The 23,694-nt window shown below is 63.3% G+C and carries 23 protein-coding genes; 5 read left to right on the plus strand and 18 right to left on the minus strand.

What is annotated here, in order from left to right; genetic code table 11:
• Positions 1–2: 2 nt before the first annotated feature.
• On the minus strand, positions 3–569 hold the full coding sequence (locus F8A10_RS12910; protein WP_152367533.1) for a hypothetical protein: 567 nt from the start codon (positions 567–569) through the stop codon (positions 3–5).
• A gap of 154 nt (positions 570–723) precedes the next feature.
• Between F8A10_RS12910 and hemB the strand changes: the two genes are divergently transcribed.
• Together hemB and F8A10_RS12920 are read left to right on the plus strand one after the other, a co-directional pair.
• Complete coding sequence (gene hemB / locus F8A10_RS12915) at positions 724–1,722, plus strand: porphobilinogen synthase (RefSeq protein WP_010396047.1); 999 nt, start codon at positions 724–726, stop codon at positions 1,720–1,722.
• A gap of 89 nt (positions 1,723–1,811) precedes the next feature.
• The gene (locus tag F8A10_RS12920) at positions 1,812–2,366 is read left to right on the plus strand and encodes a lipid-binding SYLF domain-containing protein (RefSeq protein ID WP_010396045.1); all 555 of its coding nucleotides are present in this window, start codon (positions 1,812–1,814) and stop codon (positions 2,364–2,366) included.
• Positions 2,367–2,422: 56 nt separating this feature from the next.
• On the opposite strand, the gene F8A10_RS12925 is transcribed toward F8A10_RS12920, so the two are convergent.
• On the minus strand, positions 2,423–3,070 hold the full coding sequence (locus F8A10_RS12925) for a lytic transglycosylase domain-containing protein (RefSeq protein WP_010396043.1): 648 nt from the start codon (positions 3,068–3,070) through the stop codon (positions 2,423–2,425).
• Between the two features lie 211 nt (positions 3,071–3,281).
• Here F8A10_RS12925 and ssb point away from each other — a divergent pair, with 211 nt between their 5' ends.
• On the plus strand, positions 3,282–3,773 hold the full coding sequence (gene ssb / locus F8A10_RS12930; RefSeq protein ID WP_010396041.1) for a single-stranded DNA-binding protein: 492 nt from the start codon (positions 3,282–3,284) through the stop codon (positions 3,771–3,773).
• A gap of 36 nt (positions 3,774–3,809) precedes the next feature.
• On the opposite strand, the gene F8A10_RS12935 is transcribed toward ssb, so the two are convergent.
• The 8 genes from F8A10_RS12935 to F8A10_RS12970 form a co-directional block, all read right to left on the minus strand.
• Positions 3,810–4,580 carry a FadR/GntR family transcriptional regulator gene (locus tag F8A10_RS12935; protein WP_010396040.1) on the minus strand — a complete coding sequence of 257 codons (771 nt, stop codon included), beginning with the start codon at positions 4,578–4,580 and terminating at the stop codon, positions 3,810–3,812.
• An 8-nt stretch (positions 4,581–4,588) separates the two neighbouring features.
• Positions 4,589–6,073, minus strand: a complete 1,485-nt coding sequence (locus F8A10_RS12940; protein ID WP_152367534.1) for a M81 family metallopeptidase — start codon at positions 6,071–6,073, stop codon at positions 4,589–4,591.
• Positions 6,070–7,329: a Zn-dependent hydrolase gene (locus F8A10_RS12945; RefSeq protein ID WP_010396036.1), complete on the minus strand. Its 1,260-nt coding sequence runs from the start codon at positions 7,327–7,329 to the stop codon at positions 6,070–6,072. The genes F8A10_RS12940 and F8A10_RS12945 overlap by 4 nt, the downstream gene beginning before the upstream one ends.
• Positions 7,330–7,339: 10 nt before the next feature.
• Entirely contained in the window at positions 7,340–8,044 is a 705-nt protein-coding gene (locus tag F8A10_RS12950; protein ID WP_085501855.1) for an ABC transporter ATP-binding protein, read from the minus strand.
• A complete protein-coding gene (locus F8A10_RS12955) occupies positions 8,041–8,808 on the minus strand; it encodes an ABC transporter ATP-binding protein (protein WP_010396031.1) in 768 nt (255 codons plus the stop codon). Before F8A10_RS12955 ends, F8A10_RS12950 begins: the two co-directional genes overlap by 4 nt.
• A 1-nt stretch (position 8,809) precedes the next feature.
• Positions 8,810–9,787, minus strand: a complete 978-nt coding sequence (locus F8A10_RS12960; RefSeq protein ID WP_227493501.1) for a branched-chain amino acid ABC transporter permease — start codon at positions 9,785–9,787, stop codon at positions 8,810–8,812.
• A gap of 2 nt (positions 9,788–9,789) precedes the next feature.
• Entirely contained in the window at positions 9,790–10,644 is an 855-nt protein-coding gene (locus F8A10_RS12965; RefSeq protein ID WP_010396027.1) for a branched-chain amino acid ABC transporter permease, read from the minus strand.
• Between the two features lie 64 nt (positions 10,645–10,708).
• Positions 10,709–11,920: an ABC transporter substrate-binding protein gene (locus F8A10_RS12970; RefSeq protein WP_010396026.1), complete on the minus strand. Its 1,212-nt coding sequence runs from the start codon at positions 11,918–11,920 to the stop codon at positions 10,709–10,711.
• Positions 11,921–12,251: 331 nt separating this feature from the next.
• On the opposite strand from F8A10_RS12970, the gene tpa reads away from it, so the two are divergent.
• Complete coding sequence (gene tpa / locus F8A10_RS12975; RefSeq protein WP_152367536.1) at positions 12,252–13,631, plus strand: hypotaurine--pyruvate aminotransferase Tpa; 1,380 nt, start codon at positions 12,252–12,254, stop codon at positions 13,629–13,631.
• Positions 13,632–13,694: 63 nt separating this feature from the next.
• Positions 13,695–15,161, plus strand: a complete 1,467-nt coding sequence (gene pdxR / locus F8A10_RS12980; protein WP_010396024.1) for a MocR-like pyridoxine biosynthesis transcription factor PdxR — start codon at positions 13,695–13,697, stop codon at positions 15,159–15,161.
• Here the strand turns inward: pdxR and pta are convergent.
• From pta to tauA, 8 genes are all read right to left on the minus strand, one after another.
• A complete protein-coding gene (gene pta, locus F8A10_RS12985) occupies positions 15,158–16,135 on the minus strand; it encodes a phosphate acetyltransferase (RefSeq protein WP_152367537.1) in 978 nt (325 codons plus the stop codon). The two genes, pdxR and pta, sit on opposite strands and share 4 nt — an antisense overlap.
• Before the next feature lie 4 nt (positions 16,136–16,139).
• On the minus strand, positions 16,140–17,156 hold the full coding sequence (locus F8A10_RS12990) for a YeiH family protein (protein WP_152367538.1): 1,017 nt from the start codon (positions 17,154–17,156) through the stop codon (positions 16,140–16,142).
• Positions 17,157–17,276: 120 nt separating this feature from the next.
• Positions 17,277–19,058, minus strand: coding sequence for a sulfoacetaldehyde acetyltransferase (xsc, locus tag F8A10_RS12995; protein ID WP_152367539.1), 1,782 nt, complete (start codon positions 19,056–19,058; stop codon positions 17,277–17,279).
• A gap of 12 nt (positions 19,059–19,070) precedes the next feature.
• A complete protein-coding gene (locus F8A10_RS13000) occupies positions 19,071–20,462 on the minus strand; it encodes an NAD(P)/FAD-dependent oxidoreductase (RefSeq protein ID WP_152367540.1) in 1,392 nt (463 codons plus the stop codon).
• 8 nt (positions 20,463–20,470) lie between these two features.
• A complete protein-coding gene (locus F8A10_RS13005; protein WP_010396017.1) occupies positions 20,471–20,881 on the minus strand; it encodes a nuclear transport factor 2 family protein in 411 nt (136 codons plus the stop codon).
• Positions 20,882–20,969: 88 nt separating this feature from the next.
• Complete coding sequence (locus F8A10_RS13010; RefSeq protein WP_010396016.1) at positions 20,970–21,797, minus strand: ABC transporter permease subunit; 828 nt, start codon at positions 21,795–21,797, stop codon at positions 20,970–20,972.
• Complete coding sequence (locus F8A10_RS13015) at positions 21,790–22,599, minus strand: taurine ABC transporter ATP-binding protein (protein WP_085501848.1); 810 nt, start codon at positions 22,597–22,599, stop codon at positions 21,790–21,792. The genes F8A10_RS13010 and F8A10_RS13015 overlap by 8 nt, the downstream gene beginning before the upstream one ends.
• Positions 22,600–22,662: 63 nt before the next feature.
• A complete protein-coding gene (tauA, locus tag F8A10_RS13020; protein ID WP_085501901.1) occupies positions 22,663–23,682 on the minus strand; it encodes a taurine ABC transporter substrate-binding protein in 1,020 nt (339 codons plus the stop codon).
• Positions 23,683–23,694: the final 12 nt, after the last annotated feature.

Consider the following 23,694-nt stretch of genomic DNA (forward strand, 5'->3'; position numbering starts at 1 on the left):
GTTCAAAAGCCAAAGGGATGCGTGATCATCCAGATCGCGCCATAAAACGCCGCGACCGCAACCGAAAGGATCGACAGCCCAAGGATCAGCACCCGATGGCGGCGCATCAGGCGCGCGGCCTCGGCCCCCGCCTCATTCACGGGCTGGCCCACCTCTGCCTGCGCCAGGACCTGCCGCAGGCGGCGCGCAAGCCGCAGATCCAGCGCGAAGAGCAATGCAAAGGGCAGGATCAGCAGGACCAGCGCCTGTGCCATCTCAAGCCCGTAGACAAAGCCAAGGGTGGCAAGCGTGGTCAGCAGAAACGACCCCATGCCAAGCAATATCGCCCCCTCACGCGAATCTATGTGCCAACGCGGCAGGGTCAGGGACAGCCAGTCAAGCAGGTTGATCGCGGCCGGATCGTCCTTTGGACCGGACGTGATGCGGCCTGCGCCGGCGACCACATCCCACGGCACGCCAAGGACGCGCCGCCCTGCCATGGTCCAGGCCAAAGTCAGGATCACCCAGAACCAGATCGAGCTGAAGGACCGGCTGTCCAGCAGGGCGAGGATTCCCTCAGGTCGGGGCACGTCTTCTCCTTGCGTCGGTTGCGACATGCAAACTAACCGCGCCTGCTGCAAAGGAAAACCGGGAAAATCCCTTCCCGATGCCTGGGGGTTGCACCCTGCGCGCCCGGGGTGCAGTTTCAGGGACGCACCCGCCACCGCAAGTCACAGGCCCGCCATGTCCCCGACCCCGATCCTCGCCCCCTTCCCCGCTGCCCGCCTGCGCCGGCTGCGCCGCACCCCCGCCTTGCGCGCAATGGTGACAGAGGTGAACCTGACCCCCGCCAATCTGATCTGGCCGGTCTTTGTGACCGAGATCGAGGGCGGCGCGGGCGAGATCCCCTCGATGCCCGGCGTCGAGCGGCTGACACTGGACGGTGCGCGCCGCGCCGCCGAAACCGCCATGCAGCTTGGCATTCCGGCGATCTGCATCTTTCCCCACTCTGATCCCGACCTGAAGACCGAGACCTGCGAACGCGCCTGGGACCCCGACAATATCGGCAACCGTGCCATCCGCGCCATCAAAGAGGTGGCCCCGGATCTGGCGGTGATGACCGATATCGCGCTGGACCCCTATAACGCCAACGGCCACGACGGGCTGGTGCGTGACGGGATCATCCTGAATGACGAGACGGTCGAGGCGCTTGGCCGGATGGCACTTGCACAGGCCGAGGCCGGGGCGGATATCCTTGGTCCATCGGACATGATGGACGGGCGTATCGGTGCGCTGCGCACCCTGCTTGAGACGAATGGCCACAAGGATGTGGCGATCCTGTCCTATGCGGCGAAATTCGCCAGCGGCTTTTATGGACCTTTCCGCGACGCGGTGGGCGCGTCGGGCCGGCTCGTCGGCGATAAAAAGACCTATCAGGTCAACCCTGCCAACCGCGAAGAGGCGATGCGCTGCGTCGCCCGCGATCTGGCCGAAGGCGCAGATATGGTCATGGTCAAGCCGGGGATGCCCTATCTGGATATCTGCCGCATGGTAAAAGACCAGTTCGCCGCCCCGACCTTTGCCTATCAGGTCAGCGGTGAATACGCGATGATCGAGGGCGCGATCCGCAATGGCTGGCTGTCGCGCGACGTGGTTCTGGAAAGCCTCATCGCCTTTCGCAGGGCGGGTTGCGACGGCATTTTGACCTATTATGCGCCGCAGGTAGCCGAAAGGCTGGCATGAGGCCGCAGGCTCATCTATCATCGCGGCCCTGACAGGCGGGCCAGCCGCCGATCACGGAACGAGGGCGAAAAATGACGGATTCCAAGCGGATGAGCCGGCGCCTTGTGCTGCTGGGCGGGGCGGCCCTGGGGCTTGCAGGCTGCTCGAACGCGGTCGGACAGAACGCTTCTGCACGGCTCGACGCGCGCGTCGATGCTACGCGGGACTTTTTGCTGCGCACCTATCCCAGCGTCGCACCCATGGTGCAAAACGCCAAGGGCGTGCTTTATATGCCGCTGATGACCGAGGCGGGCTTTGGCGTCGGCGGCGCCTATGGCCAAGGTGCGCTGCGCATCAACGACGTGACGGTCGATTACTATTCGGCCGCACAGGCCAGTGTCGGCTTTCAGATCGGCGCCCAGCAATATGCCCATGTGCTGATCTTCCAGACCGATGCAGCGCTTGCCGACTTCCGCCGGGCTCCTGGCTGGGTGGCCGAGGCCGGGGCCTATTACGCCCTGCCCGCCGGTGGGGTTGCCATGGGCACCGACACGATCACCGCACAACAGCCGGTGGTGGCGATGATCTTTGGCCAATCCGGGCTGATGGCCGGGGCCTCGATCGCCGGGACGAAATACACCCGGGTTATCCCCTCGGCGTTCTGACACTCTTTCGGGAACAGAATCGAAAAGGCCGGGCGTTCAACCCGGCCTTTTTCGTTTCAGCCGCCGTGAATGATGCGTACGTAGTTACGCGTCTCACGATAGGGCGGCACGCCGCCGTATTTCGCCACTGCCGCCGGCCCGGCATTATAGGCTGCAAGCGCCAGCCGCCAGCTGCCAAAGGTGTTGTACATCATGCGCAGATACCGCGCGCCACCTTCAAGATTCTGGATCGGATCGTTCGGGTCTACACCAAGTTTGGCAGCGGTCCCGGGCATAAGCTGCGCCAGCCCCCGCGCACCCTTGTGCGAACGCGCCGAGGGGTTCCAGCCCGATTCCTGCTGCACCAGGCGCAGGAACAGATCCTCAGGTACGCCATGTTTGCGTGCCATCGCCCGGGCATGTGGCAGATATTGGCTGCGCCGGCTGCCTTTATACGTGGGAATGGCGGTAGGCAGGTCCAGATCGACGACGCTCTTGGTCGAGGTGCCGCCAGGCCGCAGCCGCGCCGAACGCTGATATTGTGTCGCCAGCCGCGTATCCATCAGCCGGGTCTGACGTTCGAACTGCGCCAGACGAGATTTGCCGCTTTTCACCTGCAGCCGCAGACCATCTGCCGCCGCGGGCACAGCCAGCCCGACCGAGATCGTCAGGGCAAGCGCAGCCCGTCCCAGCTGACGCAGCATTGCCCGATCGCCTGAAAGCATCACTGGTCCCTCATGCACAACATGCTCTTTTTTGGGCTGCACTATAGCGCAAAGCCAGCCAAGCGCCGCAAGAGGATTTCGTTATCCGTGCATCCATCGATTCTTCGGCGGATTTTTGCCTATATCCTCTTTCCCGTATCGCTGTGCTACCGTAACAAGGACCGCCGCGCTACACCCGCGCAGAACAACACCCAAGGAAAAGGACCCGCAAATGGCTGGCAGCGTGAACAAGGTGATCCTGGTCGGCAATCTGGGTCAGGACCCGGAAATCCGCAGCTTCCAGAACGGCGGCAAGGTCGCCAACCTGCGGATCGCGACCTCGGAAAGCTGGAAAGACCGCAATACCGGCGAACGGCGCGAGCGCACCGAATGGCACACCGTGGTGATCTATTCCGAACCGCTGATCCGTGTCGTCGAGCAGTTCCTGAAAAAAGGGGCCAAGGTCTATGTGGAAGGCCAGCTTGAGACCCGCAAATGGCAGGATCAAAGCGGCAATGACCGCTATTCGACCGAAGTCGCCCTGCGCCCCTTCCGCAGTGAGCTGCATATGCTCGACAGCCGCGGCGCCGGTGGTGGCCGCGATGAGGGCGGCTATGGTGGCGGCAGCTATGGCGGGGGTGGCAGCTACGGTGGCGGAGCCTCGTCAGGCGGCGGCCAGCCCCCTCAAAGCAAGCCCGATTTCGACGACGACATCCCGTTCTGATCCCGATCCCGGCCCCTCGCGGCCGGGATTTTCCTTTCAGAACCGGCTGAGCAGGTCCGACCGGAACGAGGCATCCAGCCGCCGCATATAGCTTTCCGCGCAGCACATATGTTCGTGCATGATCCGCGCGGCGGCATCGCCATCCTCGGCGCGCAGGGCGACAAGCAACTGTTTATGGCTGTCGATATTCGCCTCGCCAAAGATTTCATGCTCATGCATGCTCTCACTGCGATAGCTGACCAGATCGCGCAGCATGCTGTTCAGAAACCGGCACATGAAAACCAGAATGACGTTATCCGAGGCCTCGCACAGAATATCGTGAAACTCGGTCTCGGCGCGACGGACGACGGCGCGGTCTTGCGCAGCATTCGCCTCTTCGCAGATGCGGACGTTCTCTTCCAGCTGGCGAAACTGCGCCTCGCTCAGCTTGCCGATGACATTGCGCGCAAGGCTGACCTCAAGTGAGCGGCGCAGCTCGTAGACCTGTGCAAAGTCGATCTTTTGGAAATGCAGATATTGCCGCAGTTGCTGGGTCACGATGTCGATCGAGGCGGGCTGGATTTCGGGCCCGCCATTCGGACCCGAGAGCATGCGCACCAGCCCCTCGACCTCAAGAGCCTTCAGCGCCTCACGAATGGTGCCTTTCGAGCAGCCGTAATGCTCCATCAGCGCGCGCTCATGCGGCAGGCGGTCTCCGGGACGCAATCCGTCGCGGGCGATGCGGCGGCGGATATCCTCGGCCACCTGATCCGACAGTTTGATGCGGGTCAGCCTGCGTTCCCTGCCTGCCGGCGCGTCCTGATCCATGCGACCTCTTAACCTAACCAGTTTGTCTCAGGGTCCAGCGGATATATGGGCCGGCTGAGCTTTTTGAAAGCAAAGAGATCGTAATCCGAAGCAGTTACCCCGGAACTCGCGCATTCTACCACCGCGCTTGCCAGCGGCTCAAACACCGGGCGGCAATACATGCGCGATTTCAGATGCAGGAAGCGCGCGCCGGACACATCAAGACCAACGCAGGCAAAACAGCCCAGATCCAGCGGTTCATGCGGGTCTTCGCAGATGACAATGCGCGCCTTGCCGGTGTCAAAGGCGGCGGTGCGCCCCATCGACAGCACCTGGCCATGATAGATCGGGCCGCTGACCCGGTAGCGCCCGTCGGAAAGCGCCAGCACCCGACCACTTAGCCGCAGGGGAGGACGCGGCGCGGGCAGCCCCTCGGCCGGGGTCTTGTTACCAAGCGCAATCTCTACCTCGGCCCCTTCCCCCGCCTCAAACAGTTTGGCCACGGTTTCCGGATCAGCGACAGGGCCGACCAAGATACCCTGTTGTCCGGCCGCCAGCAGTTCCTCAAGCACGTCCATCACGTCGCAACTGCCGCCCGACATGCAATTGTCGCCATGATCCAGCAGCAGCACCGGCGCCAAGCCATCTGCCAGCGCAGCGGCGCGGGCGACAGATTGGGGCAAGGGCTCTTCGGAATAGACATATTCCGCGCGCCGCCGCCATGCTTCGCGGCCAAGCTCTTGCGCGACTTGATGGGCAAGTCCGGGGCTGTCAGCCACAGCAACGATGGACAGCCCGGTTTCAGCCAGATCAGCGATGGGAAAACCGCCAAAAACCGTCACCGCCTGCACACCGGGGCGCGTTTCGGCCTGCCGCGCCAAGGCGACCAGATCGGTCATGGCGCAGTCGGTGGCGGTGTTCATGCACAGGGTCGCGGCCAGCATCGGCGGATGACACAGCGCCATCGCCGGACGCGGCGCACCGGCAAGCAAAGGCTCGAACAGACGCACGACGTGTTCGCCGGTCTCGACCATATCGACATGGGGATAGGTCTTGAAACCGACGATCACGTCGCAATGTTCAAGCATTGCTGGCGTGATATTGCCATGCAGGTCCAGCGCCACGCCGATCGGCACCTTGGGCGCGGCGGCACGGACACGGCGCAACAGCTCACCCTCGCCATCATCATGGCTGCACGTGACCATGGCGCCATGCAGATCCAGCAAGATACCGTCGCAGCCCTTTTCGACCGCAGTCAGGATCGCCTGGGCCATGGCCTCGAAAGCGTCATCCTCGACCGGGCCCGAGGGCATGGCATGGGCGACCAGGGGCACGTCGATATCGGCTCCGATGCGGCGGGCAAAGGCGTGAAAGGCACCGATGGCGGCGGAATAGCCGTCCGCCGCCGCCAGCGCCTCAGCACCCCATTTCGGGGCAAAGGCCGCAAGCGGCGTCCTGACGGGGGAAAAGCTGTTCGTTTCGTGGTTCAGTCGGGCAAGCACGAGGCGGGTCATGCAGCCACCTCCTTGCGGGCCTCGGCCATGCGGCGGTCATAATCCAGCACCGCCTCCAGCAGGACCTGAGCACCGGCGGCGCATTCCCCGGGCAAGGTGGACTCGGCAGGGTTATGGCTAAGCCCGCCTTTGCAGGGCACAAAGATCATCGTCGTCGGGACCTTGGCCGCTGCATGGGCCGCGTCATGACCCGCGCCCGAGATCAGGTCGCGCGTGTCATATCCCGCAGCCTTTGCCCCTGCCCGCACCGAGGCGATGCATTCCGGATCAAAGATCACCGGTGCGGTGCGCGAGATCTGTTCAAACCGGTACTCCAGCCCAACCGCTTGGGCGGCTTTGCGCACCAGAACCTCGACCTCTGCCTGCATGCGGTCCAACACCTCATCAGAGGGGTGGCGCAGGTCGATGGTCGCCCGCACCTCTCCGGGAATGACGTTGTGCGAATTGGGGCTGATGTCCAGAAAGCCGATGGTGCCGACAGCGTTCTCATGCGCTTTGGCAATACGGTCGATCCCCTCGATCACCTGCGCCATGCCAAGTAATGCGTTTCGGCGCATGTTCATCGGGGTCGAGCCGGTATGTGCCGCCGTCCCGGTCAGTGTCAGGTCAAACCAGCGCATACCCTGAATGCCCTGCACAACGCCGATCCTGACCCCTTCGGCCTCCAGGATCGGGCCCTGTTCGATATGCAGTTCAAACATCGCGCCAAAGCTGACCGAGCCGGCCCTGGCCTTGCCACGATAACCGATGCGGTCAAGGCTTGCGCCAAAGCTGTCGCCGGTCGGATCGGTGCGGCCGTCACCATATTCACGGCTATAGACCCCCGCCCAGATGCCCGAGCCAAGCATGGCCGGAGAAAAGCGCGAGCCCTCTTCGTTCGTCCAGTTGACCAGCATCAGCGGCGCTTCGGTCTGATAACCCGCCGCATCAAGCGTGCGCAGCACCTCAAGCCCCGCCAGCACGCCCAGCACACCGTCGAACTTGCCCCCGGTCGGCTGGGTGTCCAGATGGCTGCCCATGGCGATGGCGGGCAGATCGGTGCGGGTACCGGCACGGGTGGCGAACATATTGCCCACCTCGTCCACGGTCAGGCTTAACCCCAGCGCATCACATTCCGCACGCAGCCAGTCGCGCACGCGGCGATCCTCGTCGGACAGCGTCAGCCGGGCGATGCCGCCATCGGGGGTACCCCCGATCTGTGCAGTCTCCATCAGGCTGCCCCACAGCCTTTCGGCATCGATTGTCAGGTTGGACATGGTGTTTTCCTTATGCCTTCACGCCCAGATAGCGATCAATCGTATCGGGATCGTTGCGGAACTCGTTGGCATTGGCACAATGCACGATACGGCCAAGCTCCAGAATGTAGTGCCGGTCGGCCAGTTGGCTGCAAACAGCAAGGTTCTGCTCGACCAGCAGGATCGGCACCCCCGCCTCACGGATCAGCCGGATCTGGGCGACAATCTCTTCGACGATGATCGGGGCCAGCCCCTCGACCGGCTCGTCAAGCATCAGCACCTTGGGACCGTTAAGCAGTGCCCGCGCGATGGAAAGCATCTGCTGCTCGCCCCCCGACAACTGGCCACCGCCATTCCGGCGCCGTTCATGCAGGCGGGGAAAGATGCGATAGATATCGGCCAGCGACCAGGGCGAGCCACGCCTTTCGGCAATGCGCAGGTTCTCTTCCACCGTCAGCAGCTGAAAGATGCCGCGATCTTCGGGGACAAGCGACAGGCCAGCGGCGGCAATGCGATGGGCGGGCTGGCCGGTGATGTCGCGGCCATCCAGCTCGATCCGGCCCTGACGTGGGGTAATAAGGCCGACAGCCGATTTCAGCGTCGTGCTTTTGCCCGCGCCGTTGCGGCCAAGCAGGGTCACGATCTCGCCCTGTCCCACCTCCAGCGAGACACCCTGCAGGATGTGGCTTTTACCGTAATAACTGTGCAGATCGGTCAGTCGCAGCGCGGCACTCATGCGATATCCCCCGTGATCATATTGCCCAGATAGGCGCGCTGCACCTCGGGGTCTTCGCGAACCTCGGCCGGAGTGCCCTCGACCAGCTTGCGTCCCAGCCGCATCACCGTGACCATGTCCGAGATGTTCATGACGATGCCCATGTTATGTTCGATGAACAGCACGGTATGATCGCGGCCAAGGTCGCGGATCAGCTGCTTCATCGCCTCGATATCGTCGATGCCCATGCCCGATGTCGGCTCATCAAGCAGGATGACCCGGGGGCGCGATGCCATGGCCATGCCGACCTCCAGCCGGCGCTGCTGACCATGCGACAGCTCGCCCGCAAGCCGGTTGGCAACCGCGCCAAGGGCCAGCCGGCCGATGACCTCATCTGCGGTCGCCAGCGCCTCGCGGTTGCTTTCGGCCCGCCGCCATGGGGCAAGCGCCTGCCACGGCGTGCGCCCCTGTGCGGCAAGGCGCAGGTTCTCGCGCAGGGAAAGGTTCGGAAACAGGCTCGTGACCTGAAAGGAACGCGCGATCCCCAGCCGCACCCGGTCATCATCCGAAGTGTTGGTGATGTCGCGGCCGTCCAGTTCGATCCGGCCCGATGAGGCGCGCACCCGCCCGGTCAGGGCATGAAACAGCGTGGTCTTGCCCGCTCCGTTCGGACCGATGATCGAATGGACCGAGTTGCGGCGGATCCGCAAATCCACATCCGCCAGCGCATGAAAGGTCCCGTATTTGACCCCAAGACCATGGGTCTGCAAGGCGATGTCGGTCATCTCAATGCTCCTTGGCCGGGGTTTCGCTGTCGATGCTGCGGCCGCGACGGAAGATCAGGTCGTAGCCGCGCTCGACCAGACCCCAGAGCCCGCGTTGCAAGAACAGCGCCACGGTAACCAGCACCAGACCCAGCAGCAGCAGCCAGCGCGGCCAGACGGTCGAAAGCGCATCCGCCAGCAGCAGATAGAACCCCGCCCCCAGAACCGAGCCGAACAGGCTGGAACTGCCGCCGATGATGGTCATGATCAGGATCAGCTCACTCGTGTGATATTCAATGTTCGACAGGGGTGCGACGCCGATCAGCATGGCATGCAACGCGCCGCTAAAGGCGGTGACCGCACCCGAGATGGCAAAGGCCTCGATCTTGAACAGCCGGGTCGGAAAGCCGATGGCGGCGGCGCGGCCCTCATTCTCACGAATGGCGATCAGAGTGCGGCCAAAGGTCGATTGAGTGACCATCACCAGCAAGGCAAAGACCGTGACAAAGCAGACCGCGACAAAGGTGTAATAGGCCCAAGGTGTATTCAGCGCCGTGCCCCCGACCGAGGGACGAGGGACGCCCAAAAGGCCGTTATCGCCGCCGGTCAGGTCGCTGAAGGTATAGGCGACAAAATAGAACAGCTGCGAAAAAGCCAGCGTCAGCATGACGAAATATACGCCCTGCCGGCGGATCGACAGCCAGCCGACCAGCGTGGCCGTCAGCGCGCCGAGCAGCGCCGCGCCGCCCAGCACCACAGGCACCGGGATCGACCAGCGCGTCAGACAGATCCCCGCCGCATAGGTCCCGATTCCGAAAAAGATGCCCTGACCAAAAGACAGAAGACCGGTATAGCCCAGCAGCAGGTTGCACGCCGCGACGACCATGGCAAAGATCAGGATCTCGGTCGCAAGGATGCCGGATTTCAGCACCAGCGGCAGGACCAGCACGGTCAGCAGCGCCAGCCCCAGCTGAACAGGAGGTTTATCGAGCGGGTTCATGCTCATGCCCTCCCCAGCAGGCCGCGCGGCATCAGCGCAATGACCAGTGCCATGCCGACATAGATCATCAGCCGTGCCCCTTCGGGCCACAGCGTGGTCATGACGCTTTGCACGACGCCGACCAGCAGGCCCGCGACCAGCGCACCGGTATAGCTGCCCATGCCCCCGATCACGACGACGACGAAAGCGACCGACAGCGCCTCGACGCCCATGAACGGCTCAACCCCCCGGATGGGCGCGGCAAGCGCCCCGGCCAGCCCGGCAAGCCCGGCACCAAAGCCAAAGACGGCGGTGTTGATACGCAGCGTGTTATAGCCAAGCAGCGCCATATTCGCGGGCGACTCGGAGCCGCCCCGCACGATGGCCCCAAGCCGCGTCCCCTCAAGCAGCCACCACAAAAGCCCGGCCAGAACGGCGGTAAAGGCGATGGTGAACAGCCGGTATTGCGGATAGATGAAATCGCCCATGATAAAGACGCCCTGCAACCCGGCAGGCGCCGGGACCGAGCCGCCCAAGGGCCCCCAGGCGATGATGACCAGCTCCTGCACGATCAGCGCAAGGCCCACGGTCACCAGAATGTGGAAAGTATGCGGCAGCTTGTAGATGCGATGCAAAAGCACCACCTCGATCAGCGCGGCGATACCGGCGACAGCCAGCGTGGCCAGCGGCATGGCCAGCCAGAAACTGAAACCACGCATGGTCAGATCATAGGTCAGATAGGCGCCAAGCAGGTAAAAAGCGCCATGGGCAAAGTTCACGAATTGCAGCAGGCCGAAGATGACGCTGAGACCAACGGCGAGCAGGAAGTACAGCATCCCCAGACCGATGCCGTTCAGAACCTGAAAAAGGTAGATCACGGGCTTCTCCTGAAACCGGGCGGAAAGGCCCCGCGCGACCGGGATCGCGCGGGCAGGCGGGGGTTCAGGCGGGCATCTTGCAGCCGGCTTCCTCGGGCGAGAGGAAGGATTTGCCAGAGCTGATGATCTCGGCATAGTCGTCTTTGTCGGCCATATCGGCCCTGGCCTTGCCCTTGAGCAGGTAGTAATCCTTGATCACCTGATGATCGGCAGCGCGGATTTCCTCTTCGCCGGTCAGGCCTTGGTATTTCAGCCCCCTCAGCGCCTCGGCGACCCCTGCCCCGTCGGGCGAGCCCGCCTTGACCGCTGCCTCAAGCAGCAGCTTGCTGAGGATGTAGCTGCCGGCAAATGAGTAGTTGGGATTGAAGCCGTGCTTTTCCTGGACTTTGGCCACCAGCTGACGGTTCAGCTCGGTGTCGGCGCCATGCCAGTATTGCGCACCGAAATAGACGCCCTCGCAGATATCAGGCCCCAGCGCCTCGAACTGCTCAAGCCCCGAGGCCCATGCCACCACGATGGTCATACGCTGCTTAAGGCCAAAGCTGACCGCTTGCCGCAGCGTGTCCGAACTTTGCGCGCCAAAGTTCAGCACCAGCAGCACATCCGGCTGCGCGGCAATCGCATTGGTCAGATAGCCCGAGAATTCCTTGTCCGTCAGCGAGTGATAGCTGTTGCCGACATGTTCGATGCCCTTTTCCTCAAACACCGCCTTGGCGGCATTCAACAGCCCGTCGCCAAAGACATATTGCGGCGTGATCGTGTACCACTTCCTGGCATCGGGCAGCGCGTCGATAATCGGGCGTACGGTTTCGTTGATCGCACCATAGGTCGGCACCGACCAGCGGAAGGTGGCCTTGTTGCAATCGACGCCGGTAATCTCATCCGCGCCGGCAGTGGTCATAAAGGCCCCGCCACCGCGCTCGACCTCCTTGCCCATGGCCAGCGATTCCGAGGACAGGATGCCACCGGCGAACAGCTTGACCCCGTCTTGCGCCAGCGCGTCCTGAACCTTGCGCACGGCGGTTGCGGGTTTCCCCTCGGTGTCAAGATCAAGGGTCGAGACCTCGATACCATGGGCGGCCGCCACCTCTTCGGCAGCAAGAACCGCACCGATCGTGGCAAACTTTCCATTGGCGGCAAAAGCGCCCGAAATCGGCACCGGCACGCCGATCTTCAATGCCTCGCTTTGGGCAAGGGCGCGGGAGACAAGACCCGGCGCAGCCAGCGAGGCCGCGGCCAGAGTGGACGTGGTCAGGAAACGACGACGGTTAATCATGGGATACCCTGTTGTTGGCGTTGCGTTGGTTCTTGGGGAGGCAACTTTCAAAACTATACGTATAGATAGGATTATCTGTCTATAAATGGTTTGACCCGGAGCAGCATAAATTTTCCATTAAAAACAATTGTCTGACTGCTTTTGCGGCGCAGCGTGACCCTTTGCGCCCGCAGAAACAGCAGTCGTGAAATCCACGTCTGACGCAGAGGATGTCATCTGATTCGACCCCCGTCGCGGCAAACTGGCCCCATACATCGCCCTAAACTGGCTCTATCTCTTTGCCGCATTCGGGCGCAGTCAGGAATAAACCCTTCATCGCAGGAATCCGGCCATGACGCTTGATCTGAACCCCAATGACATGTCCCACGTGGTCGCCGCCGACCGCAGCCATGTCTGGCACCACCTAAGCCAGCACAAGCAGTATGAGACCATCGACCCGCGCGTCTTTGTCGAAGGCAAGGGCATGCGGCTGTGGGATGCGACCGGCCGTGAATTCCTTGACGCGGTGTCGGGCGGCGTCTGGACGGTGAACGTCGGTTATGGCCGTGAAAGCATCGCGAATGCGATCCGCGACCAGTTGATCAAGCTGAACTATTACGCGGGCGCGGCAGGCACGGTACCGGGCGCCGTCTTTGCCCGGAAACTGATCGAAAAGATGCCGGGAATGAGCCGGGTCTATTATTCGAACTCGGGGTCCGAGGCGAATGAAAAGGTCTACAAGATGGTGCGCCAGATCGCAGCGCGTCATCATGGCGGCAGAAAGTGGAAGATCCTTTACCGTGACCGCGACTATCACGGCACGACCATCGGGACGCTGGCGACCTCGGGTCAGGATCAGCGGGCGATGCAATACGGCCCCTACCCCGACGGTTTCGTGCGCGTGCCCCATTGCCTTGAATACCGCAAGCAGTGGGACGTCGAGAATTATGGTGAGCGCGCCGCCGATGCCATCGAAGAGGTGATCCTGCGCGAAGGTCCGGACACCGTCGGCGCCATCGTGCTTGAACCGGTGACCGCAGGTGGCGGCGTCATCACCCCGCCCGAAGGCTATTGGCAGCGCGTGCAAGAGATTTGCCGCAAATACGACATCCTGCTGCATATTGATGAGGTGGTCTGCGGGCTCGGGCGGACCGGCACCTGGTTCGGCTATCAGCAATACGGGATCGAACCCGATTTCGTCACCATGGCCAAGGGCGTCGCCTCGGGCTATGCGGCGATTTCCTGCACCGTCACGACCGAGCGCGTTTTTGAGATGTTCAAAGACGCGCCCGAGGACGGGATGAGCTATTTCCGTGACATCTCGACCTTCGGCGGCTGCACCGCCGGGCCTGTGGCCGCGATCGAGAATATGCGCATCATCGAGGACGAAGGGCTGCTCGACAACTGCACCCGTATGGGTGAGCGGGTGATGACCAATCTGCATGGGCTGATGGAAAAACATGCCGTGATCGGCGATGTGCGCGGCAAGGGGCTGTTCTGCGGGGCCGAGCTGGTCTCGGACCGCGCCTCGAAAGAGCCGATGGACGAAAAACGCGTGCAGGCCGTGGTTGCCGAATGTCTGGCGCAGGGCGTCATCGTCGGCGCGACCAACCGCTCACTGCCCGGGCTGAACAATACCCTGTGCCTGTCGCCTGCGCTGATCGCCACCGCCGATGACATCGACCGCATTACTGACACCATCGACCACGCGCTGACCAAGGTCCTTGGCTGAGCACTTGATCCGCGACGGCATTCGGGGAACTGATGGACCCCGTCAGCCGCCGCGGATCACCCCATGACGATTCCTCCCGACGCTTTTTTTCTGGACCACGCCGCTGGCCTGCCCCTGCAGGTCCAGCTGCGCCGCCAGATCATCGCCGCCGTGACAGCCGGACATTTCCGCGCTGGCGAGAAACTGCCCTCGACCCGCGCACTGGCCCGTCATCTGGGCGTTGCACGGGTGACGGTGGCGCAGGCATTCGCCGAGCTGGTTTCAACCGATTACCTGACCAGCCGCGACCGTTCGGGGCATTACATCTCGGACAGTATCGAGCGGCGGATTGAGGCCGAACCTCTGGCCGCATCAACACCGCGCTTTGACTGGGACGACAAGCTGGAAGGGCGCTTTGCCCGCGCTGCCCGCCGTGACCGTGAACGGGAATGGCACCGCTACGCCTTTCCCTTTGTCTATGGTCAGGCCGATCCGGCGCTGGTTGATCATGCCGCCTGGCGGGACTGCGCCATGCGAGCGCTTGGCCGGCGCGAATTCGACAGCCTGACCGGCGACCTTTATGACGCCGATGACCCCGAACTGATCGACCACATCGCCCGCCAGATCCTGCCCCGGCGCGGCATCAGTGCCGGGCGTGACGAGATCTTGCTGACCATGGGAGCGCAGAACGCGCTGTGGCTGGTCACGCAGGTGCTTTTGCGACCCGGGGCCTCTTGCGCGATCGAAGACCCATCCTACCCCGGCCAGCGCGAGATCCTGCTTGCCAGCCGCGCCCGTATCCTGCCAGTGCCCGTTGACCGCCACGGCCTGCCGCCCGATGCGATCCCGCCCGGAGTGGCGGCGGTCTTTACCACCGCCAGCCATCAATGCCCGACCAATTCGACCATGCCCCTGTCCCGTCGCAAGGCGCTGCTTGCACGGGCGCAGGCACAGGGTTTTGCGGTGGTCGAGGATGATTACGAATTCGAGATGTCCTTTGCCGGCGCGCCCTCGCCCGCGCTTAAGGCCATCGACCGGGCGGGCGCGGTGATCTATATCGGCTCATTCTCGAAATCAGTCTTTCCGGGTGTGCGGCTGGGCTATCTGGTCGCCGACCCGCGCTTCATCGCCGAGGCGCGGGCGCTGCGCGGCATGATGCTGCGCCACCCACCCGGCCATATGCAGCGCACGCTGGCGCATTTCCTGTCGCTTGGGCATTACGACGCACAGGCGAACCGGATGCGCCGCGCCTTTGCCCGGCGGCGCGAGGTGATGCTGGCGGCCATCGCGCAAGAGGGGCTGCGCCTTGCCTCGCCCGAGGCGACGGGCGGGTCAAGCTTTTGGCTGGCCACGCCCGAAGGCGTCGATTCCGCCGCACTTGCCGGCCTCCTTAAAAAGCGCGAGGTGCTGATCGAACCGGGGGCGCCTTTCTTTGCTGTCCCGGGCCAAGGGCGGGGCTTTTTCCGTCTGGCTTATTCTTCGATCTCGTCCGAGCGCATTCCCGAAGGGATGCGCCGCATCGCCGATACCCTGCGTGAACTGACCGGCTAGGCAGGCACCTTTGCTGCCCCCCCGGCCTGCACGGCGGTCACAGCGCAGGCGTCAACGATGTCCTGAACCGAACAACCGCGCGAAAGGTCATTTGCCGGTCGGGCAAGACCTTGCAGGATCGGACCGATAGCCGTCAGCCCACCCAGTCTCTGGGCGATCTTGTAGCCGATATTCCCCGAGGCAAGATCTGGAAAGATAAAGACATTCGGCCGTCCGGTCAGCCGGGATCCCGGCGCCTTTCTCGCCCGGATCGCATCGTCAAGCGCGGCGTCAAACTGCATCTCGCCATCGACCTCAAGACCTGGGGCTTTGCCGCGGATCAGCGCCAAAGCCTCACGCAGGCGCTCAAGGCTGGGATGGTCGGCGGAACCAGCGGTGGAAAAGGACAAAAGCGCGACTCTGGGCTCTTCCTTCAGCAATTGCCGGCAGCTGGCCGCGGCGGATAACGTGATCGAGGCCAGCTCTTCGGCGTCGGGCTGAATAACCAGACCGCAATCGGCAAAGATCATGCCGCCCTTGATCGGCGCGCCCGGACCGCATGAGAGCATCAGGAAAAAGCTCGACACGATACCCGCGTCGGGGGCCCGGCCAATGATCTGCAAGGCAGCGCGCACCGTATCGGCGGTGGTCGCGACCGCGCCACCAACTGTCCCGTCAGCCTGCCCCAGCCGCACACGCATGGCTGCTTGGCGGACCGGGTCGCGCATCTCATCCAGCGCCCGGGCGGCGGTCATGCCCTTGGGCGCACGCAACCGATGCCAATGATCGGCCAGTTCGGCCAGATCCGGCGCCGAGACCGGGTCGATGCGGTGCAGGCCGGGGATATCAGGCCCGCCCATCAGGGTAACGCGGGCCAGCCCCTGATCTGTCAGTTGAAGGGCGGCCTCGGCCACGCGGGGATCATCGCCTTCGGACAGGATGATATGCCGGTTCTGGGCACGGGCGGTTTCACGGATACGATCAAGCGGTTTCATCTTATCATCCCAGAAAATGCAGGCCGGCGACCACGAAAGCGCCCAGAAAAACGGTCTCGGCCACGATCAGCGCGATGGCGCCCGTCCCGACCTCCAGCATCCTGCCAAGCGAGGTCTTGATCCCGACCGCCGCAATGGAAATCAGCAGCGCCCAGCGCGACAGCTGCCCCGCCGCCTGAGATACCGTCTGCGGGATCATCCCCACGCTGTTCATCGCTGCGAGCGCCAGAAAACCAATGACAAAGCCGGGCAGCAGCGGTGGCGCCTTGCCCTCATCGCGCGCGGCCAGCCCGAGTGCCCGGATCGCCAGTGATATGCACAGCACCACCGGCGCAAGCATCGAGACTCGGATCAACTTGACAAGCGTCGCGGTCTCTCCGGTCTCGGGACCGATTGAAAAACCAGCACCGACCACCTGCGCAACGTCATGGATGGTCCCACCCAGAAACACGCCAGAATCGCGCGCGGTGAAACCAAAGGCGTTCGAAAGCATCGGATAGATCACCATTGCCACGGTCGAAAGGACGGTGACGGACAGGACTGTAAAGACCAGGTCACGTTCAGATTTTTCATGGCGCGGCAGGACGGCGGCAATGGCCATAGCGGCCGAGGCCCCGCAGATCGCGACCGAACCACCGGTCAATAGCGCAAAGCGCCAGCCACGCCCGGCAAGGCGGCCGACCACCAGCGCAAACAGGATCGTCAGCACCACCCCGGCCACCACCAGCGCGATCGAGCGCGGCCCAAGCGCCGTCAGCATATCGACCGAGATCCGCGCCCCAAGCAGCGCCACCCCCAGCCGCAGCACCGTGCGGGCGGTAAAGGCAATGCCGGGTGCGGTGCGGGTGCCATCTTCGGCCAGAAAGTTCAGCGCCAGACCCAAAAGCAGCGCGAGCAGCATCGCAGGCGCTCCGTAATGATCCGACAGAAACTGCGCTGTGGCAGCGACCAGCGCCGAGACCGCAAAGCCCGGAAAAACCTCAGCCAGAAGGCTGCGCGAAGGGAACATGGAGGTCATCATCGTCATCACCACAATGCAGGGCCGGGACCCGCGCGAAGCGTGTCGCGCCGGAAAGTTTGATATGGGGAAACCGGGCCCGGCGGCGCCTGCCGCATTCGGGCCCGGGCGCGTCCGGGCGCCTTAGACAGCGCCCTGCTGGGGCCGCATGTCGGCAGGATCTATGCCCGCCACGACCACCGGCTTTTTCATCGCATCGCGGCGGAAAGGCTCGCCCAGTTCCTGGTTAAGCAGCACCTCGATGAAGGTCGTTTCGCCCTTTTGCATCTGCCGCTCTATCGCTTCGTGCAGCGCGGCTGTCAGCGCCTCGGTGCCGGTGACCTGAACACCAACCAGCCCGCAGGCCTCGGCGATGCGCGCATAGGAGGCCTCGCGGTTCAGCTCGGTCCCGACAAAGTTGTTGTCATACCACAGGGTCGTGTTGCGTTTTTCCGCACCCCATTGGTAGTTGCGAAAGATGACCATGGTGATCGCGGGCCAGTCCTCGCGCCCACAGGCCGTCATCTCGTTCATCGAGATCCCAAAGGCGCCGTCCCCGGCAAAGCCGATGACCGGCACATCGGGATTGCCGATCTTGGCCCCGAGGATCGCCGGGAAACCATAGCCGCAAGGTCCGAACAGGCCCGGAGCAAGATATTTCCGGCCCGCCTCGAAACTGGGGTAAGCGTTGCCAATTGCGCAGTTATTGCCAATGTCCGAGCTGATGATCGCATCCTTCGGCACCGCCTGCATGATCGCCCGCCACGCCTGACGCGGGCTCATCAGTCCGGCATCGCGCTGACGCGCCTGCGCGTTCCATTCGGTGCCCGGATCGTCCTCTTCGTGATCAAGGCTCGACAGTTCCTGCGCCCAGCGAGAGCGGGTCTGAGCAACCAGCGCCCGCCGCTCGGCCCGTCCGGCATCGCCCGCCCCGGGGGCAAGCCGGTCAAGGATGCCGCGCGCCACCTTGGCCGCATCGCCCTGGATCCCGACCGAGACCGGACGCGTCAACCCGATGCGGTCGGCATTGATATCGACCTGGATCACCCGGGCCCCTTTCGGCCAGTAGTCGATGCCATAGCCCGGCAGCGTCGAAAACGGGTTAAGCCGGGTGCCAAGCGCCAGCACCACATCGGCGCGGGCAATGGTCTCCATCGCCGCCTTTGAGCCATTGTAGCCCAAGGGCCCCATGGCCAGTGGATGGCTGCCCGGGAAGCTGTCATTGTGCTGGTAGTTCGAGCAGACCGGCGCATCCAGACGCTCAGCCAGCCGCACAAGATCAGGGATCGCCCCCGACAGAACCACACCCGCGCCCGACAGGATCACCGGAAAGCGCGCCTCGGAAAGCAGCTGCGCCGCCTCGGCCACTGCTTGTTCGCCGCCCGCCGGACGCTCGAACTCAACCACCTGAGGCAGTTCAACGTCGATCACCTGCGTCCAGAAATCGCGCGGGATGTTGATCTGTGCCGGGGCCGAGCTGCGCCAGGCACGCATGATCACCCGGTTCAGCACCTCGGGGATACGGGCGGGGTCGCGGACCTCTTCCTGATAACAGACGCAATCGGCAAACAGACGCATCTGCTCCATCTCCTGGAAACCGCCCTGCCCTATGGTGCGGTTCGCAGCCTGCGGCGTCACCAGCAACAGCGGCGTGTGGTTCCAGTAGGCAGTCTTGACCGCGGTCACAAAGCCCGTCACGCCGGGGCCGTTCTGCGCGATCGCCATCGACATCTTGCCGGTCGAGCGCGTGAACCCATCCGCCATCATCCCGGCGTTCGTTTCATGCGCGCAGTCCCAGAACCGGATCCCGGCGCGCGGGAACAGGTCCGAGACGGGCATCATCGCCGAACCAATGATCCCGAAGGCATGCTCGATCCCGTGAAGTTGCAAAACCTTGATAAACGATTCCTCTGTCGTCATGCGCATGGCGATGGCTCCTTATCTACGCTCGTCGCGGAAGTGATAGATCTTGTAGAGGCCCCATTGGCCGAGGCGCCGGAACGGCGTCCTCCAGCCCTCATGCGGCAACTCGCTGTTAAAGATGGGCAGGTCGGGCAGGCTTTCTCCGGCCACGAGCTGCGCCATGCGCCGCCCGGCCATGGCCGAATACATCACGCCATTACCGCCATAGCCGAGCGCATAGAACGCCCCCGGCAGATCGGGCATGCCGGTAATGCGCGGCATCATGTCGTGGCTGACGTCCACCCAGCCCCACCAGCTGTAATCAAGCTCGATCCCGCGCAGGGCGGGGAACTTGCGATACATCCCCTCTTGCAGGGCATGCAGATGGGCGGGGTTCGCCGCATCGCGCCCAGTGATTGCAGCACGCGATCCGATTTGCAGCCGGTTGTCAGGCAAAAGCCGGTAATAATGGCGCAGCGTGCGCGTATCGGTCAGCGGCGACAGTTTGCGGATGCCGGTCGCCTGCAACTCATCCCCGGTCAGGACCCGGGTGACGATGCTGTTCGACATGATCGGCATCAGCCGGTCCTTAAGCCGCAGATGCAGACCGCGCGGCGCATAGGCCGCCGTCGCCACCGCCACCCGACGCGCCCGCACCACCCCGCCAGGGGTGCGCAGGTAATGCACGCCGCCCTTGTATTCCCACCCCTGAACCGGGCTGTCGGTATGGACGGTTGCACCCAGTTCGCGCGCCAGCCGCAGATAGCCAAAGGCCAGTTTCGCGGCATGGATGCCGACGCCGTCTGCCTCCCACATGGCGCCATGCGCCTCCATGTCGCGCACGACCGAGCGGTGCAGCTCATCGCGTGAGATCATCCGGGCGTCATAGCCGAAGGTATCGCGCAAAAGAGCGGCCTCGCGTTCCAGCGCCGGAATGGCCGAGGCTTTGTGGGCGATATAATAGTGCCCTCCATCCTGTGGGTCGCAGTCGATCAGCGGATCGCTGATCAGGTTCCGGAACAGGGCAAAAGCCTCGCAGATTTCGGCATGAAGGCGGCGGGCTGTATCAAGGCCCCAGCGTTCGATCCACTGGCTGCGCTTAAGCCGGCCGGCACTGATCTGCGCCTGCCCGCCGTTGCGGGTCGAGCAGCCATAGGCAACGCCGTTCGCCTCAAGCACGGTGGCCTTGATGCCATGCATCCGTGCCAGATGAATGGCGCAGGAAAGGCCCGTATAGCCCGAACCGATCACCGCCACATCGACATCCATGTCACGCGTGACCGGCCCGTCATCTGCGGGCGGAGGACCTGCGGTTCCGATCCAGTAGGTCGGCGCGTAGTCACTGCGCGGTCCCAACCCCCGCGTCGTCATCGGGTCATAGAACGGGTCGAATGGGACCGAGCCCGCACGTTTTTCGATAGCCTGCATGGCGGCCCTCATTTCGTGGCAGAGACCATGGCCGGGATCGCCGGGCGTTGCTTGCGCAGCGCCTGTTTTTCAACGATCAGCCCGTCGCGGATGCGGAACAGATCCACGCCCTGCACCTCGATCCGGGTGCCGTCGGGGTTGGTGGCGCGAAAGGTCCACTGACTGACCCCGCGCGTTCCATCCCCGGACAGAAAATGCGTGTGATCGGCCCATTGCACGTCCGGCATTGTCGTCCAGACCGCCTGAAAAGCACTGGCGATGGCCGCCTTACCCTCGATCCGGTTGCCGTATTCGTACTCACCACCCACGGTGTAGAACACGCAGTCCGGGGCAAAATGGGTCATCACCCCGTCGATGTCATGGCGGTTAAAGGCGTCGAACGTGGCCTTCAGATCATCAGCAGTCAGCTTACGGGTCATGTCTGGATACTCCTTCCCCGGTCGGCGGCACGCGGGCGCACCTCCGGGACAGTTCTGGTAAAAATTTCCGGTTCTCAGGTCGGGACGGTCAGATCTTGCCCTTCCACGGGATCAGTGCCCGTTCGATGCGGCGGATAAGCAGGTCAAAGGCAAAGGCCAGCACACCGATGACGATAATCCCCATGATCACAGCATCGCTTGCCAGATATTCGGCCGAGTTCAGAACCATGAAGCCCAGGCCTCGATGCGCTGCCACCATCTCGGCCGCGACCAGCGTGGTCCAGCCGACCCCAATACCGATACGCATGCCGGTAAAGATTTCAGGCAGCGCAGCCTTGAGGATCACATGCCGGATCACCTGCAGCCTGCTGGCTCCCATCGCATAGGCGGCGTGGATCTGCTCGGTCGAGACAGAGCGCACGCCCGAACGCGCGGCAATCGCCATGGGTGCAAAGATGGCAAGGAAGATCAGGAATATCTTGGGAAACTCGCCGATGCCCAACCAGATGATGATAAGGGGCAGATAGGCCAGCGGCGGCAGCGGGCGATAGAACTCGATCACCGGGTCAAGCAGACCCCGCACCACCCGGTTCACCCCCATCAGAATGCCAACCGGCACCGCGATGACAAGCGCCAGGAAAAAGGCCCCCAGCACCCGGCCAAGGCTGGCCAGAGTATGCTGTACAAGGGTCGAGTTCGATACGCCCTCGGTCACGGCCAGCACAAATTTGTCCCAGACCGCCCCGGGTGAGGGCAGAAACAGCGGCCGGACCCAGCCCATGCCGGTGATCAGAAACCACAGCGCAATCAATACCAGCGCCGTGGCCAGGCTGATAATCGCGCTGGAGCCATCCCCGGGCGCCCCGTAAGAGACACCGGGCCGGGCCGGACGCGCCCTTGTCAACCGCTCAAGCATGGACCTTCTCCCGCGCGGCGGCACGTTCGTCACCATAGATGATGCCAAGGATCTGCTCCCTCATTTCGATGAAGTCAGGGCTGGACTTGATGGCGCGGGCATTGCCCCCGGCCAGAAAGCGGCGGTTGAAGTCCAGCTCATAGGTATGGGTGATGCGCCCCGGACGCGGTGACATGACGATCAGCCGCGAGCCGAGAAACAGCGCCTCTTCGACACTGTGGGTGATAAAGAAATACATCTTGTCGGTCTGTTGCCAGATCTGCAGCAACAGCTCTTGCACCGTCTCGCGGGTCAGCGCGTCCAGCGCCGCCATCGGCTCGTCCATCAGCAGCATGGCCGGATCGCAGGTCAGCGCGCGGGCGATGCCGACACGCTGCTGCATGCCGCCCGACAGGTGATAGATCATCTGGTTGTGGAAATCCTGCAAGCCAACCAAAGCAAGGTTCCTGACCGCACGCTCTCGCCGGGTCCTGGCGTCCACGCCCTGCAGCTTGAGACCGAATTCCACATTGTCGATCACGTTCAGCCAGGGCAGCAACGCATGTTTCTGGAACACGACACCCCGGTCAGCGCCGGGCCCGGTGACAGGGCGGTCGCCCAGCGTGATCTGTCCCGACGAGGGGGCCATGAACCCCGCCATCAGGTTCAGCAGCGTGGTCTTGCCACAACCCGAAGCCCCCAGGGCGACGACGAAATCGCCGCTTTTGACTTCAAGGTCGACACCCTTGAGCGCAGTGATCGGCGCGCCCTGGTGATGGCCCGGATAGATCAGGCTGACGTTTGAAACTTTCAGTGTCTGCATCTCGGCGATCCTTCAGAACGAGGGTTTGCAGCGCGGAATTTTCTGCGGATGGGATCGGGACGGCTATTGCGCAGCGGCACTGGCGTAGCTTGCGTTCACAAAGGGGGCATAATCGTCGAGCGAGCGGTCGATCTGCTTTTGCTCAGCAAGGAATCGCGCGCTTTCGCCCAGTGCCCGTTCCGCACCGCCGGTCAGCCATCTTTCAGATGCTTGTTCGGCCGCGTCGGGAAAGGTCAGCATATTCAGCGCCTCGACTGTGCCGGCGGGGTCGCCGCCGATCATCTTGACGATACCCGCGACCTGCGGGGAATCCGCCGTCCATGCCGCTTTATTGGCGTTGTAATCGGCATAAGCCTCGGCCAGCGTGCTGGTGAACGCCTCCATGAATGCAGGGTTCCTGGCGGCAAAATCCTTATCCGCGACCAGCCCGTCAAAGATCGGGACACTTGCCGCGCCGATCACCTCACTATCGGCGATGACCTTGCCCTCTTTCATCAGTTCGGTCAGCACCGGAGGCCAGACATAGGCCGCGTCGATATCGCCGCGCTGCCAGGCCGCAAGGATCTGCGGCGGTTTCATGTTCAGGATGTTCACACCGCGCGGGTCGATCTTCCACACCTGGTCCATGCCGACCAGCAGATGGAAATGCGAGGTCGAGACAAAAGGCACCGCGACATTCTTGCCAGTCAGGTCGGCAGTGCTTTCGATGCCCGAGCCTTTGCGGGCGACCAGCGCCTCGGCCTTGCCGATATTGTCGAGGATCCAGAACAGCTCGAACTCAACCCCGCGCGTGGTGGCAGCGGCGATCCCGGTCGAGCCCAGCACCCCCACCGGCACATTGCCCGAGGCAAGCGCGGTCGAGATATCCCCGCCCGATGAGAACTGCCGCCAGTCGATCTTGTAGCCCGCCTTTTCGGCAGCGGCGTCCAGCCGCCCATCGGCAATGGCGGCGATAAAGGGGCCGACGATCTGCTGATAGCCCACCACCACCGTGGTTTCGGCCCCGGCCGGCCCTGCAAGGCCCAGCCCTGCGGCAAGCGCGATCGCGGCCAGAAACGTTCCGGCCCGGTCCATGCTGGTCATTGTCATGACTCC

This window comes from Paracoccus kondratievae (genome assembly GCF_009301415.1).
In the GTDB taxonomy this organism is placed as follows: Bacteria; Pseudomonadota; Alphaproteobacteria; order Rhodobacterales; family Rhodobacteraceae; genus Paracoccus; species Paracoccus kondratievae.